15 protein-coding genes and 1 tRNA gene are annotated in these 13,224 nt (G+C 47.0%); 8 read left to right on the plus strand and 8 right to left on the minus strand.

The annotated features are described in order from the left end of the window. On the plus strand, positions 1 to 579 hold the full coding sequence (locus ABD846_RS03880) for a nitroreductase family protein (RefSeq protein ID WP_344822855.1): 579 nt from the start codon (positions 1 to 3) through the stop codon (positions 577 to 579). A gap of 9 nt (positions 580 to 588) precedes the next feature. On the opposite strand, the gene ABD846_RS03885 is transcribed toward ABD846_RS03880, so the two are convergent. Together ABD846_RS03885 and ABD846_RS03890 are read right to left on the minus strand one after the other, a co-directional pair. Further along, positions 589 to 2,082, minus strand: coding sequence for an O-antigen ligase family protein (locus ABD846_RS03885; protein ID WP_344822857.1), 1,494 nt, complete (start codon positions 2,080 to 2,082; stop codon positions 589 to 591). Continuing rightward, positions 2,069 to 3,022: a GumC domain-containing protein gene (locus tag ABD846_RS03890; protein WP_344822859.1), complete on the minus strand. Its 954-nt coding sequence runs from the start codon at positions 3,020 to 3,022 to the stop codon at positions 2,069 to 2,071. Before ABD846_RS03890 ends, ABD846_RS03885 begins: the two co-directional genes overlap by 14 nt. 222 nt (positions 3,023 to 3,244) lie before the next feature. Here ABD846_RS03890 and ABD846_RS03895 point away from each other — a divergent pair, with 222 nt between their 5' ends. From ABD846_RS03895 to ABD846_RS03910, 4 genes are all read left to right on the plus strand, one after another. Further along, the gene (locus ABD846_RS03895) at positions 3,245 to 4,582 is read left to right on the plus strand and encodes a hypothetical protein (RefSeq protein WP_344822861.1); all 1,338 of its coding nucleotides are present in this window, start codon (positions 3,245 to 3,247) and stop codon (positions 4,580 to 4,582) included. An 81-nt stretch (positions 4,583 to 4,663) separates the two neighbouring features. Then, positions 4,664 to 4,735 (plus strand) — tRNA-Arg (locus ABD846_RS03900). A 400-nt stretch (positions 4,736 to 5,135) separates the two neighbouring features. After that, a complete protein-coding gene (locus ABD846_RS03905) occupies positions 5,136 to 5,474 on the plus strand; it encodes a TM2 domain-containing protein (protein WP_344822863.1) in 339 nt (112 codons plus the stop codon). Positions 5,475 to 5,500: 26 nt separating this feature from the next. Beyond that, positions 5,501 to 5,890: a DUF2752 domain-containing protein gene (locus ABD846_RS03910; protein ID WP_344822865.1), complete on the plus strand. Its 390-nt coding sequence runs from the start codon at positions 5,501 to 5,503 to the stop codon at positions 5,888 to 5,890. A gap of 80 nt (positions 5,891 to 5,970) precedes the next feature. Here the strand turns inward: ABD846_RS03910 and ABD846_RS03915 are convergent, their stop codons facing one another. The 6 genes from ABD846_RS03915 to ABD846_RS03940 are packed head-to-tail and all read right to left on the minus strand — an operon-like array spanning position 5,971 to position 9,244. Then, on the minus strand, positions 5,971 to 6,561 hold the full coding sequence (locus ABD846_RS03915; RefSeq protein WP_344822867.1) for an anthranilate synthase component II: 591 nt from the start codon (positions 6,559 to 6,561) through the stop codon (positions 5,971 to 5,973). Then, positions 6,545 to 7,099: a CvpA family protein gene (locus ABD846_RS03920; RefSeq protein WP_344822869.1), complete on the minus strand. Its 555-nt coding sequence runs from the start codon at positions 7,097 to 7,099 to the stop codon at positions 6,545 to 6,547. The genes ABD846_RS03915 and ABD846_RS03920 overlap by 17 nt, the downstream gene beginning before the upstream one ends. A gap of 12 nt (positions 7,100 to 7,111) precedes the next feature. Further along, entirely contained in the window at positions 7,112 to 7,567 is a 456-nt protein-coding gene (locus ABD846_RS03925) for a GatB/YqeY domain-containing protein (protein WP_344822871.1), read from the minus strand. Between the two features lie 35 nt (positions 7,568 to 7,602). After that, positions 7,603 to 7,944: a gliding motility protein GldC gene (gene gldC, locus ABD846_RS03930; protein ID WP_344822873.1), complete on the minus strand. Its 342-nt coding sequence runs from the start codon at positions 7,942 to 7,944 to the stop codon at positions 7,603 to 7,605. A gap of 12 nt (positions 7,945 to 7,956) precedes the next feature. Then, positions 7,957 to 8,688 carry an RluA family pseudouridine synthase gene (locus ABD846_RS03935; protein ID WP_344822875.1) on the minus strand — a complete coding sequence of 244 codons (732 nt, stop codon included), beginning with the start codon at positions 8,686 to 8,688 and terminating at the stop codon, positions 7,957 to 7,959. Positions 8,689 to 8,719: 31 nt separating this feature from the next. After that, the gene (locus ABD846_RS03940; RefSeq protein ID WP_344822877.1) at positions 8,720 to 9,244 is read right to left on the minus strand and encodes an AAA family ATPase; all 525 of its coding nucleotides are present in this window, start codon (positions 9,242 to 9,244) and stop codon (positions 8,720 to 8,722) included. Between the two features lie 125 nt (positions 9,245 to 9,369). On the opposite strand from ABD846_RS03940, the gene ABD846_RS03945 reads away from it, so the two are divergent. The 3 genes from ABD846_RS03945 to thrS all read left to right on the plus strand — a co-directional run bounded on the left by ABD846_RS03945 (position 9,370) and on the right by thrS (position 13,177). Further along, complete coding sequence (locus ABD846_RS03945; RefSeq protein ID WP_425568013.1) at positions 9,370 to 10,386, plus strand: AAA family ATPase; 1,017 nt, start codon at positions 9,370 to 9,372, stop codon at positions 10,384 to 10,386. 167 nt (positions 10,387 to 10,553) lie between these two features. After that, complete coding sequence (locus ABD846_RS03950; RefSeq protein WP_344822879.1) at positions 10,554 to 11,099, plus strand: hypothetical protein; 546 nt, start codon at positions 10,554 to 10,556, stop codon at positions 11,097 to 11,099. A 131-nt stretch (positions 11,100 to 11,230) separates the two neighbouring features. Further along, the gene (gene thrS, locus ABD846_RS03955; RefSeq protein WP_344822881.1) at positions 11,231 to 13,177 is read left to right on the plus strand and encodes a threonine--tRNA ligase; all 1,947 of its coding nucleotides are present in this window, start codon (positions 11,231 to 11,233) and stop codon (positions 13,175 to 13,177) included. Positions 13,178 to 13,224: the final 47 nt, after the last annotated feature.

The raw sequence follows: 13,224 nt of genomic DNA on the forward strand, positions 1-13,224 counted from the left end.
ATGCATCAGGACTTTTCCGCTCTTTCCGAAATTATTGTCCGCCGAAGGAATATAAAACCTGCCCAGATGAACGGGCAATCTATCCCGGAAGAACAGATCGTTCAGCTGCTGCATATGGCCGACTGGGCACCTACACACGGTCGTACGGAACCCTGGCGTTTCTATGTGTTCGCAGGCGACAAGGTGCGCCAGTTCTGTGCAGATCATGCGGAGATGCGCCGTAAAGCAGCACCCGATCTTTCACAGGAATCGTACGACAGGCTTTCATCTATGGGAGACAAAGCATCGCACGTAATACTTGCTGTGATGCGCCGCGGGCATTTGCCTAAAATTCCACAGCTGGAAGAAGTGCTCGCAGTAGGAGCAGCGCTTCAAAATCTGTGGTTAAGCGCCGAAAGCCTCGGTATCGCTGTTTATTGGGGTACCGGAGGAAGCGTGCTGGAGCCGGAAATGAAGGAATACCTTTCCCTGCGTGAGGAAGACCTCGTGGTAGGGGCATTATATCTCGGTTATACAGACGAACCGGTTAAGCCTGGCACGCGTAATGTGCCTGTTTCGGAGAAGATACACTGGATGTAGCATATTTTCTTACAGGCCTTTGTGCGGGAGCCGGCTTGTATCATTTTCCGCCCCCAGACGTTCAGTAATGACGAGCATACTCAGGCACAGATAAAACATAGGACCGATTTTGTCCGTCTCAATAAGTTCGGAGAACAGGTTGTTGACAAAAAATATACCCAATGCCCAACCGATTGCAAGCAGCAATGTGCGGTAAAAAGGATCTTTCAGCCGGTGGTATACATACTGAATACGTCCGAAAGCTGCCAGCATCAGGACCGCATACAGCACCATAGCCGGAACTCCCTGCTCCACAAGCATGAGCAGAAAATAATTATGCGTGGTTGATCGCTCATAATTTTCGCTTACATAAGTCCTGTAAGAAGAAAGCGTATACGGCTTATACTGGAAATAAAACGAATGCGGACCGAATCCTGTAAGCGGCCTGTCTGCACCCATGCGAAGTGCGGCAATCCAGCGATACAGGCGTTCAACGGAAGACATATCCTTGCCCTGTATAGTCGCTTTAAGGTGATCTTCAAACTCGTGACGCATGTAGGTTTCCTGGAAGTGCGGCCGGTACTTCAGAAATTGGTTGTCTTTTGCGAAATAAAAAACCAGCCCCAGGCTTACCGCATAAAATGCAGGCAATACCCAGTTCACTTTTCTCAGGCGTATACAGGCTACCATAATCAGTCCGAATACAACGCCTCCCATCGCGGCGCGCGTAAACGACAGGACGATGGACAAAACGAAGAATAGCAGCGTAGCAAAAAGCAGCGTACGGTATATGCTTTTTTTGTTTTTGCTGAGTGCCCAGGCAGCCCATACAAACGGAAAGAACATAGAGATAACCGAGGCATAATCCACATGCTTATAAAATAGATTGCCGATAGCCGCATCTACCGAACTGAATGCAAACTCCAGCATCGCATGTTTGATGAGGATGATGATCATGTAAGCAAGCAGGGGAATCAGCCAGCAGATAAACACAGCGGCAAAGTCTCTCTTTGAGCGCAGTATCCACACCGGAAATACAAAAAAGCAAAGAAGGTACCAGCTCTTTGCCAACAGAAACTTCAGAGATAGCAGCGGTACTTCCGAGGTCAGAATGGTGAGCGGAATCCAGACCAGTTGCAGCAGTATGATCCATGTGACGGGATTCAGTAAAAACTTTTTCTCGATGCTTTGAGGTTTTGCAACGAGGAACAGTACGCCTATAGTTGCAAAAAGGATGATCATCGGTTCGGACGGCAGCGAAAGCGAATAACTGTTATTCAGAAATTCCTCATGAATGGAAAGCGGAACGGCAGCCATAAGCAACAGGTAGGCAGCCCGGATATCTTTCAGCATCCATTGCAGGTATAGGATTACCGGTGCCGGAATAAGAAAAATCCATTCGTCGGTGACCGCAAACGCAATGAGACCGGCAAAGAACAGAACAATAGCGGTAACACCCATTGCAGAAAAGCGCAACGGAGCACCGGCACCCGTTATTACTGTTTTTTGTTTAGCGACGTTCATTGACGAGCACATAGATGACACCGAAAGCGAGTCCGGAAAACAGGCATACCAATAGGGTGCTGATATAGCCCAGCGTGGATGCATGCAATGGCGGTTGGGCTGTTTTGATGATCTGGATCAGCGAAAGGTCTTTTACGTTTTCTCCACCCTCATATTGATTGGCGAGCGAGAGGTGATCCGAAAGATCCGCTACTGCGCGGTCTTTCACCGACTCCAGATTTTGTATCAGTTCCAACCCCTTTGCGAAATCCTTTCTGCCGTTTCCATTGTAGTGGTTGGTGATCACCGTATTGGATCTTGTCGGGCTGATGATATCGTAGATGCCGTACTGTTCGCGAAGGGCAGAAAGCGAATCTGTAAGCAGGTTCAGCTGGTTTTCTTCTTCGTGTATCTTCTCTTTGAGCGCACCGAATGCATCGTTCCGCACAGAATTGTAGTTATTGCGCAGGTGAAATTCTATCAGCCTCAGGTATTCATTCGCAATACGCGCAGCCATTTGCGGATTTTTGTCCCAAAAGGCCAGTACGGCATGCTTTTCAGGGGTATGGTAAATTTTTACACGTCCGGAGATCTTTTTGCGGAGCTTACGGTAACCGGGATCTTTTCGGAGGTTTGTTTTATAGTAAGCAGCAAGGTGCAACCGCCCGATCAGGTCGTTCATTACTGCGTCTGCATCTTCCAGTGCAACAAGTCGTTCGATATCATCTTCTGAAGCATAATAATTGATGTACCGCATATCCTTGCTGTATAAGTAGGTACGGTCGGCAAAAAGGTGGTTCTTAAGCACGAATTTCGTTTCTGCTATATATTGCTTCGGGCGGAATGCACAGATAATCGCACCGATCAAAGTCGCCGTAAGCATGACGTAAAGCAGGAATTTCCGGCGTGAGATCAGAACAGACAGTAAATGCTGTAAAAGATTCTGGGGGTTATTGTTCATGGTTTGTTTGTAAAAAGGGTGCAGGTGCTGATTCCTGCCGTGCCATCGCGGCCGGTCAGTGTAAAGCAGCTTGCAAAGCTAAGAAACTGTCATCTCTAAACGCTAATCGTACCTGTATCGTATGCAACTCTTTGCCGCTGCTGCATTGCAGTTCACTTTTTTGGTGCAATCATTCCGCAGCTTCTGCGAAATATGGTTATTTTAGCCGACTGTAAATTTATTTTGAAAAAGAGCCTGCTTGCTGTTTTATTGTTTGCGATAGCCACCCTTACTGCTGATTTTTTGCAGGAGAGATGGAAATCCGATCCATTGACAAAATGGGATGGTTCAGGCTATTACCTGTATCTGCCTGCTACATTTATTTATCATGATCTCCTGGAGATGAAGTTTTACGACTCTCTGGATAAGGAATACAAATTCTCGCCGGGCTTTAACGGGCAATATGCGCTTTATCCGCAGCCTGCTACGGGGAGATTGTTAAATAAGTATGCACTCGGAACGGCATTAGGCGAAATGCCTTTATTCTTTGTTGCAGACTATTGGTGCACGCATGTGGACTCGCATTATAAGGCAGATGGTTATTCGCCGCCATATCAGATGGCGATTGTTTTCAGTAATGTGTTATGGTCGATTATAGGCTTACTGATACTCGCATTTCCTTTGAGACGCCTGTTTTCAGATACCGTTACCGCACTTTGTTTGCTGGGAATAGGAATGGGTACAAACCTGCTCGTATATTCCACGATAGATATGGGCATGAGTCATGCCTGGATGTTCCTGTTGGTGAGCGGTGTGATTTTTTTCACCGAAAAGCTGTACCGTACTTCATCGCGCGGCAGTGCTGTGGGGCTGGGGCTTTTTCTGGGACTGGTTTTTATATCCCGTCCTGTGGATGCGCTCATTTTGCTTGTACCGCTTACCTGGCCATTGCAGCAGAGAGGGAATTTACGTGCGCGTCTGGCATTCTGGCGTAATCATTTATCGCAACTCTTACTGGTTATGCTTGCCGGCTTGGCAGCCTCCTCACCGCTTTTATTGTATTGGAAAGCGACAAGTGGGCACTGGCTGCACTTTTCTTATGAAGAGGAGCGATTCATATTCACAGATCCGCAGATCATAAAAGGTTTGTTCAGCTACCAGAAAGGCTGGTTCGTGTATACCCCGCTTGCGTTTATTGCATGTCTGGGCATGTTCCTGCACCGGAAGGAGAGAAGAAGCCTGATGCTGCCTGTATACTGGTTTCTGCCGCTGTTTATTTACGTGGTTTTCAGCTGGCAGCATTGGTCTTATGGCTGGGGATTCGGCGCACGCCCTATGATCGATGCATTGCCTGTTGTTGCTATAGCGCTGGCAGCTATTTTAGAATGGGCATTACAAAAAAATATCTTTACCCGCGCACTCATCACAATGATGCTCGGCTTCTGCATATGGCTGAATATTTATCAGACTTTCCAGTATTACAATGGAACCATTCACGGATACCTGATGAATAAAGAATATTACTGGCGAATCTGGAATCGCATGCACGTAGGTGATGAAGACCGTAAGCTGTTGGGGTAAAGCAATTTTTTTCCTGGTCTATAAAAGGAAGCATGCATCAATTCGCTAGATTGCATACTTTTGCCGCTCTTTATACCGGTTGGTCTCGTAGTTCAATGGATAGAATAGAAGTTTCCTAAACTTTAGATCCAAGTTCGATTCTTGGCGAGACCACACTACATAGTTTTGATTCCTATCTTATCAACACGCCGCAGGCGTGTTTTTTAGTATTGCTCAATTCCAATTATAAGATCACAATCGCCGTTCTAATTCATTTCTGTTTATTCGGCGCATGCCTTACAGGCAATTTTATGCGGCCTGGTTCAGCATAACCCCTTTGACCCGGGAATTAGTATGGAACGGGGCAACTTTAAGTGATTTTGAAAATTTAACATTTACACCTTCATAGACTGGATGACATGGTTCATGAACTGTCATGACTTTATTGCAAATAAATTACATTAAAACACATTCGTTAATTACTGGCGTAGTTTTGTTTATTAAAGTTGCGATCGTAATATCGCGGTTCGAACAATACGAAAGGTTCGTTCAGAAACAGCTTTAATAAAATCAAATGGATGTAAAAAAAGTCGACATGTTTGTCATGTCAAACGGGAAATTTTTTGAAAGTAGCGACATGAATATCATAAGGGAAAAGCTATTAGCGCTGGATGATTCACAGTGGTCGTCTTTGTCGGTAATGCAATTCAAGGACCCAACAACAAGTCTGATTGTTTCCATCTTAGCGGGTAGTCTGGGCGTAGACCGGTTTATGATCGGAGACACAGGACTTGGAGTTGGTAAACTTCTGACTTGCGGAGGATTGGGAATCTGGGCTATTGTTGATTGGTTTTTAATTCAAAAGGCCACAAGAAAAAAGAATATGGCGAAAATTCAACAGCTGTTGTACTGATGAATGCAGGCAGAAACAGACTGCATTTGATCATCACATTTGCAGTGTGTTTAACAGGGTATGTCTGGTTGTATTATGCGACAACGAAACATTACAGGAATAATCCGGTTAAAGTCTGTCTGATAAAATACCTTACCAATTTACCCTGTCCTTCCTGCGGTTCAACACGTGCCGTGATTTCGTTGAGTAATGGCGATTTCATAGCGGCATTGGAATACAATCCGATGGGATACCTTATAGCGCTGATTATGCTTGTGCTGCCTTTCTGGATTTTCTTTGATATGATTACAACGAAATTCACGCTGATATCTTTCTACGATAAGCTCAATGAGCATCTTAAAAATCGGGGAGTTGCGCTTTTTTTGATCTTGGTGGTGTTGATGAATTGGATATGGAATATCTGGAAGGGATTATAATAGTTGCGTTACGCACATATCAGATCAAATTTTTGGAAATTCAACAAAAGTTTTGAACTATATATGAGGAGGAAATAACCTTATAGTAAAGCAAACCTTTTTTCAGGCCACAATCCGGCCCAGTTTTTCAGCAGTTGCAATCCGTCGGGAGTACCGATACTCTCAGGGTGGAATTGCAGTCCGATCATTTTCAAACGCCGATGAGCCAACGCCATCAGCATTCCGTCTTCTGCGGTTTGCGCGATACTTTGCAGTTCACTTTCCTCATCCAGTTTGATGCATAGAGAATGATACCGCATCACCGGGAAGGGGTTGCGGATGTTGTTGAAAACAGGATGGCCCTGATGTACGACAGTACTCGTTTTACCATGAACGGGTTCCGGATTATGCAGCAGTTGTCCGCCAAATAGCATACCTATCGCCTGATGCCCGAGACAAATACCCAGAATCGGAATCCGTTCCTGAAAATATTCGATTGCTTCCATTGAAATGCCTGCCTGAAGCGGTGTTTCGGGACCGGGAGAAATGATAAGCCGCGTTATGCCCATACGATCCAGTTCGGATACGGTTACCGCATCGTTGCGGAATACCCGGCATTCCCGACCGGTCTGCAACAGGTAGTCGTGCAGTATATAAGTGAATGAATCGTAGTTGTCAATGAGTGCCCACATGTTCCGGAAGTTTTTGGTTTACCCCGTCGAAAAACTGATGCAGGTTGTCAAATGCATGTTGGGCAAACGGAAGAATCCTGCCTACGCGGCTGAAAAACCAGGGTGCTGCCGGTTCAATAAAGCGATAGGTTCGTGACGTGGTCATCGTTTCGGCCCCGATCAGGTGTGCACGGTTGCACATCCACAGCGCGCTGCTGTAGATGATCCAGGCCGCGCCCAGGTATAACAGGCCTCCTGCGAGTTTATTGGCCCATCCCAGCAATAGCGTATTACCAAGGTTGTCGATGAGCTTTGCCAGCAGGCGTACGCCCCATAAAACGGCAAAGAACAACACCACATAGCTGATCAAAGGTGCCCATGCCCCCGATGCCCAGCCTTTATCCTGCAGGTACAGTGCGAGTTTAGCGGAGAAGCTGACCGCACAAACCATACCGAGCAGCAATGCAATAACAGAGCAAAGGGCTACGATGAGCCCTTTGCTGTAACCTTTTACAAAAAACAAAATCGCCAGTATAATGCCGATTACGTCGATGCTCATGCAGGAGAAAATCTATTTGGCAGCGAGAATTTGCTTCACCATTTCGGAAATGGCTTTGCCATCTGCTTTGCCGCTCAGCTGTTTGCTGGCAACACCCATTACTTTACCCATATCGCCAGGCCCGGCAGCACCGGTCTGCGCAACGATAGCTTCTACAGCGGTACGCAGCTCTTCCGCAGTCATCTGCGCAGGCAGGAAACGTTCAATAATCGCAAGTTCCTCACGTTCTTTAGCCGCAAGGTCTTCGCGATGCTGTTGCACAAAAATATCCAGTGAATCTTTGCGTTGTTTGGCGAGCTTCTGCAACAATTTCAGTTCGCCGGCTTCGTCTATCGTTCCGGAAAAGCCTTCGGAAGTTTTTTCATTCAGAATCGCAGATTTAATGGCGCGTAAGGTGCGGAGCGCTGCTTCGTCCTTTGCTTTCATCGCCTCTTTCAGTTGATCCATTACTTTTTGTTCTAAAGACATATTGCTTGTTTTTAGTGTGGGGAAATAATACCGGATCAGGCAGGTTTATTCAGGGTATCCACCGCCTGTTTATGGAATTTCTTTGCAAAATCTTTGATCTCTTCTGCGAGTTCTCTGTTGTTGGTCGCACGTGCAAACGTATCTGCCATGCCAAAAAAAGTCTGGTAAAAGAAATCATTCATTTCGTCCACCATCATTTTTTTCGTCCAGAGATCGATACGCAATGCCGTCTTTTCGTCACCATCCCACACGCCGAACAATACGGCTTTAGCTTTCTGGTTACCTTCCACACCGCCCTCCGGAGCGCTCCACTCTATGGATTCAGGCATTTTATCCTCGTCCAGTCCGATCTCTATATTGATTCTTGATTTATGCATAAAGTCTGTTAGTTAAAATGTGTGTTTTGATTGTTGTTTGTTCAGTTGCTGCACACAGGCATTGATATCTTTAGGCAGCGGCGCCTCTATCATTCGCTCCCTGCCCTCCATATCTTCAAAAATAAGCCGGTAGGCATGCAGTGCCAGCCGGCTCAGCAAGGGGCGCTCTTCCTCCTCTTTCAGCGATAATTTGTATTTCTTTTTGATAGCCGAGAGCCGGAACGGTTCGCCATCACCATACAGATTGTCCGCCACAATGGGGTGACCGATGGATTGCATATGCACCCGTATCTGGTGCGTACGGCCTGTATGTATCTGGAATTGCAGGAGGCTGTGCAGGGGCCACTGTGATACTACGCGGTAATCCGTTACGGAAGGTTTTCCGCTTTTGGTTACGATCATTTTTCCTTTAATGGTGGGATGCTCGGCAATCGGACTTTCTATGCGGCCGCTTTCCTTTGCCAGTCTGCCATTCACGAGTCCTGCATAGAATTTGCCTACACTGTGTTCCTGAAACTGGAGCGAGAGTTTTTTATGCGCCAGTTCGTCTTTAGCGAATAAGAGTACACCACTCGTATCCCTGTCCAGACGGTGTATCACCCATATCCTGCTGCCTGTTGCTGCCTCCAGCAGCTTATTGACGCTTGGCGCGTCGGTATTGAAGCGGTCCGGAATTACCGGAATGCCTGCAGGCTTATTCACGGCAATCAGGTGTGCGTCTTCGTATAATATCTCCAGTTTCATTCGAGTTGCGAAGGTAAATCATTTACGGCGCTTACCGGAAAAGACCGCTGGATAAAGCGGCATGCAGCCTTTCCTGTTCATTCCCGCTCACCACGATGAAAGGTTTCCCCGATTCAATAACGAGTTCATGATACCATCGGAAAAAGTACTGTCTCATGGATTCGTCAGGGTGCTCCCGTTGCGGATCGGGCTCCCAGGGCATATCAATACTGCACAGGATGTATCCGTCATAATGACGCGTGGCGATCTGCTGCAGGATAAACGGATCCACCTTCCCGTATTTATGGCTGCTCCAGACCGCCAGTACATAGAGATCTGTATCGCAGATAAGTACATCCCTGGCATGCTGCAGGTTCCGGTCTTCGCTTTTCAGTTGGCCCTCTGCGATGCGGCGCAGGTCTTCAAACTCGTATTGATTATGCCGCTGCTCCAGGTAGGTCCGGGCATACTCCTCTGAATAACAGGTATCCAGGGATGCTGCAAGTGCCTGACTGAGTGTGCTTTTGCCGGTACTTTCCGGTCCGATTACCACAATTTTTTTTACAGAAGCGCGCATAGCCTAACGAGCGCTAAAAGTAAGCCGGACGATTGGATTTTAAGAAACGTTAAAAAGATTTCTATGCCGTACTATATGTTTGCACAGCGATTATTTTTGGCTTCCCAAATCACGAAACAATCTTTATGTCGATAGAGCAATTATCATCTTCGTCCACGGACATCCGCGAACTGAATGAAAAGATCCATCAGCACAGCGCGTTTATCGACCTGCTTCAGATGGAGTTGAATAAATCTGTGGTAGGACAGAAGCACATGGTCGAAAGGCTGCTGATCGGTATGCTGGCCAATGGCCACGTACTGCTGGAAGGAGTTCCCGGTCTCGCTAAAACCCTCGCGATCAAATCACTCGCCACTGCAATCAATGGCCAGTTCGCACGGATACAGTTCACACCGGATCTGTTACCGGCAGATATCCTGGGTACGATGGTGTATAACCCGCAGAGCCACGAATTTGCAGTGCGTAAAGGGCCTATTTTCGCCAACTTCATTCTTGCAGATGAGATCAACCGTGCTCCCGCGAAAGTGCAGAGTGCGCTGCTGGAAGCGATGCAGGAGCGTCAGGTAACGATCAGCGATCAGACCTACCGCCTTGCTGAGCCTTTCCTGGTACTGGCAACGCAGAATCCTATCGAGCAGGAAGGAACTTATGAGCTGCCTGAAGCCCAGGTGGATCGTTTCATGCTGAAAGTAGTGATCACTTATCCGAAGAAAGAGGAAGAGCGTCATATCATCCGTCAGAATCTGAATCCTTCCGGTAACGCAAAGATCAATCCTGTGGTGCAGCCGGAAGATATCTTGAAAGCTCGCCAACTGGTTCGCGAAGTCTATATGGATGAAAAGATCGAACAGTATATTCTGGATATTGTGTTTGCAACACGTTTCCCGGATGAGTACAAATTGCCGAAACTGAAAGATCTGATCAGTTATGGGGCTTCTCCGCGCGCAAGCATCAGTCTGGCGCTGGCAGCAAAAGCTTATGCGTTCATCAAGCGTCGCGGCTACGTGATACCGGAAGATATACGTGCCGTATGCCACGATGTACTGCGTCACCGTATAGGTGTCACTTATGAGGCTGAAGCGGAAAATATTAATTCTGAACAGATTATTAATGAAATACTGAATGTAGTGGAAGTGCCTTAACAGTAAGGCCAGATCAGCTGCCTGAAGAATATAAGGTGCAGATCTCCGGTTTTGTCACAGGGGGCAGAATCCGGGAATCTGCACCTTCCCAATTTAAGGCGGATGAGGATTTTTATTTTACAAAAACATTATTACCTTTAACGCAATTCTATATTCGATTTATACCTATGAAACAAATCCTGTTGTGCGCGTCTTTGTTGATGATGCTCGTCTCCTGCTCCAAAAGTTCATCGGACGGTCCCACGAACGATTCGATGCTGCGTGCCGGTAAATGGAAGACAACGGCCTACACTGTGCGTTACAGCGAGGGTGGTGTTGACAAAGTTATTGACCTGATGATAAAACGTGATACCTGCCGTACGGATGATTATATCATATTTGATTCCAGCTACAGCGGCAATCAGGCAAACGGTACCCTCATGTGTGGTTCCGAACTGTCGAACGCTCCTTTTGAATGGTCATTGAAAGATAATCAGAAAACGCTGATCTTCAATAATGCACAATATACTCTGGGTGTTGCACCGATTGTGGGTGTGAACGGACTCGAATACGTTGAGGCAAAAATCACCAAGCTCAGTTCCAAATCTTTGACGATCACGTATGACTACGAGATAGATTCCGTACAGGTAACTACTCCTACAGATCCTCCCGTGCCGTACACAATCGCACACGCTCATTTTTACTTCACGCAAGTATTCACGAATTCAAAATAACTGATTCGCTCCGAAACGTTTTACCTGAACCACCGGTGCGCATACCGGTGGTTTTTTTTATGCCTGTGGTAAAAAATCGCTAATTGAACGGAACAAACTAAATTTGCACACTTTTTATATAAGATACTCAAATGATTAAGATCACATTCCCCGATGGCGCCGTACGCGAATATCAGCCCGGCACTTCGTCTATGGATATTGCAAAGTCTATCAGTGAAGGACTCGCACGTAAAGTGCTGGCCGCAGAAATTGATGGCGAAATCTGGGATGCTTCGCGCCCGCTTGATAAGGATGCTGCTATCAGGTTTCTTACCTGGGACGATAAAGGCGGCAAATCTACTTTCTGGCATTCATCCGCTCACTTACTGGCGGAAGCCATAGAAGCAATTTTTCCGGGTACGAAATTCGGTATCGGACCTGCTATCGATAACGGTTTTTATTACGATCTGGATCTGGGGGGTGCGGCTTTAGGAGAAGAGGATCTGGCGAAGATCGAAAAGAAAATGAAGGAACTGGCCGCTCAGAAAAATGAGTACAAACGCCAGGAAGTAGCAAAGGCGGATGCAATTCAGTATTTCACGGAAAAGGCAGACCCTTATAAAATAGAATTGTTACAGGATCTGGAAGATGGTAAGATCACATTCTACACCCAGGGCGCATTTACCGATCTGTGCCGTGGTCCGCATATTCCCAATACCGGCTTCATCAAAGCCGTAAAGCTTACAAATATTGCCGGTGCGTACTGGCGCGGTGATGAGAAAAATAAGATGCTTACCCGCATCTACGGTGTTACATATCCTTCTCAAAAGGAACTGGACGAATACCTGGCACTGCTGGAAGAAGCAAAGAAACGTGACCATCGTAAATTGGGCAAAGAGCTGGAGCTGTTTACTTTTTCCGAGAAAGTAGGCGCCGGGCTGCCGATGTGGTTGCCTAAAGGGGCAATGCTGCGTCAGCGTCTGCAGGATTTTCTGCAAAAGGCACAGATCGAAAGTGGGTACCTGCCGGTGATCACCCCGCATATCGGGAACATCAACCTGTATAAAACATCCGGTCACTACGAGAAATATGGTGCCGACAGTTTTCAGTCGATTAAGACACCGCACGAAGGAGAGGAGTTTTTCCTGAAGCCGATGAACTGTCCGCATCACTGTGAGATCTATAAATCTTCTCCGCGCAGTTATAAGGACCTTCCGCTGCGTCTGGCGGAGTTCGGTACGGTGTACCGTTATGAACAGAGCGGGGAATTGCACGGGCTTACCCGTGTGCGTGGATTTACCCAGGATGATGCGCATCTGTTCTGCCGCCCGGAGCAGGTGCTGGAAGAGTTCAAAAAGGTGATTGATTTGGTAATGTATGTATTCTCTTCTCTGAACTTTGAGAACTTCACCGCACAGATTTCCCTGCGCGATAAGGTGAACAGGGAAAAGTATATCGGTAGCGAGGAAAACTGGCAGATTGCCGAGAATTCAATCATTGCCGCGGCAGCTGAAAAAGGGCTCAGCACTGTTATTGAGTATGGTGAGGCTGCATTCTATGGTCCCAAGCTCGACTTTATGGTGAAGGACGCGCTCGGTCGCAGCTGGCAACTGGGAACCATCCAGGTGGATTATAACCTGCCTGAGCGTTTTGAACTGGAATATGTAGATGCGGACAATACCCGCAAACGTCCGGTGATGATCCATCGTGCGCCATTCGGATCTATGGAACGCTTTGTGGCAGTGTTGCTGGAGCATTGCGCAGGTAACTTCCCTGCATGGCTTGCGCCGGAGCAGGTGAAAGTGCTGCCGATCAGCGATAAGTACAGCGAATACGCCCATGAAGTGGCGAAAATGCTGAAAGCTGCCGATCTGAGAGCCTCTGTAGACGATCGCAATGAAAAGATCGGTAAGAAGATCCGCGATACCGAACTGATGAAAGTTCCGTACATGCTGGTGGTGGGCGAGCAGGAGATGACCGGTAACAAAGTGGCGGTACGTAAGCATGGAGAAGGGGACAAAGGAGTGATGGATACCGTGGAATTTGTAGCCATGCTTCGTGAAATTGTTCAGGAACAGACTGCCGGAACAAAAAAATAACAAAATGCCGCAGGCTTTTGATATTTAAAAAACATTATTTTTGACAA

This window comes from Rurimicrobium arvi (assembly GCF_039540495.1).
GTDB lineage: Bacteria > Bacteroidota > Bacteroidia > Chitinophagales > Chitinophagaceae > Rurimicrobium > Rurimicrobium arvi.

Bases quoted from the DNA above. Each gene is read 5' to 3' on its own strand.
- gldC (WP_344822873.1), bottom strand. From the start codon at position 7,944: ATGCATAAATCAAGAATCAATATAGAGATCGGACTGGACGAGGATAAA.
- thrS (WP_344822881.1), top strand. From the start codon at position 11,231: ATGATTAAGATCACATTCCCCGATGGCGCCGTACGCGAATATCAGCCC.
- ABD846_RS03925 (WP_344822871.1), bottom strand. From the start codon at position 7,567: ATGTCTTTAGAACAAAAAGTAATGGATCAACTGAAAGAGGCGATGAAA.
- ABD846_RS03890 (WP_344822859.1), bottom strand. From the start codon at position 3,022: ATGAACAATAACCCCCAGAATCTTTTACAGCATTTACTGTCTGTTCTG.
- ABD846_RS03920 (WP_344822869.1), bottom strand. From the start codon at position 7,099: ATGAGCATCGACGTAATCGGCATTATACTGGCGATTTTGTTTTTTGTA.
- ABD846_RS03950 (WP_344822879.1), top strand. From the start codon at position 10,554: ATGAAACAAATCCTGTTGTGCGCGTCTTTGTTGATGATGCTCGTCTCC.
- ABD846_RS03915 (WP_344822867.1), bottom strand. From the start codon at position 6,561: ATGTGGGCACTCATTGACAACTACGATTCATTCACTTATATACTGCAC.
- ABD846_RS03880 (WP_344822855.1), top strand. From the start codon at position 1: ATGCATCAGGACTTTTCCGCTCTTTCCGAAATTATTGTCCGCCGAAGG.
- ABD846_RS03945 (WP_425568013.1), top strand. From the start codon at position 9,370: ATGTCGATAGAGCAATTATCATCTTCGTCCACGGACATCCGCGAACTG.
- ABD846_RS03935 (WP_344822875.1), bottom strand. From the start codon at position 8,688: ATGAAACTGGAGATATTATACGAAGACGCACACCTGATTGCCGTGAAT.
- ABD846_RS03940 (WP_344822877.1), bottom strand. From the start codon at position 9,244: ATGCGCGCTTCTGTAAAAAAAATTGTGGTAATCGGACCGGAAAGTACC.
- ABD846_RS03885 (WP_344822857.1), bottom strand. From the start codon at position 2,082: ATGAACGTCGCTAAACAAAAAACAGTAATAACGGGTGCCGGTGCTCCG.
- ABD846_RS03905 (WP_344822863.1), top strand. From the start codon at position 5,136: ATGGATGTAAAAAAAGTCGACATGTTTGTCATGTCAAACGGGAAATTT.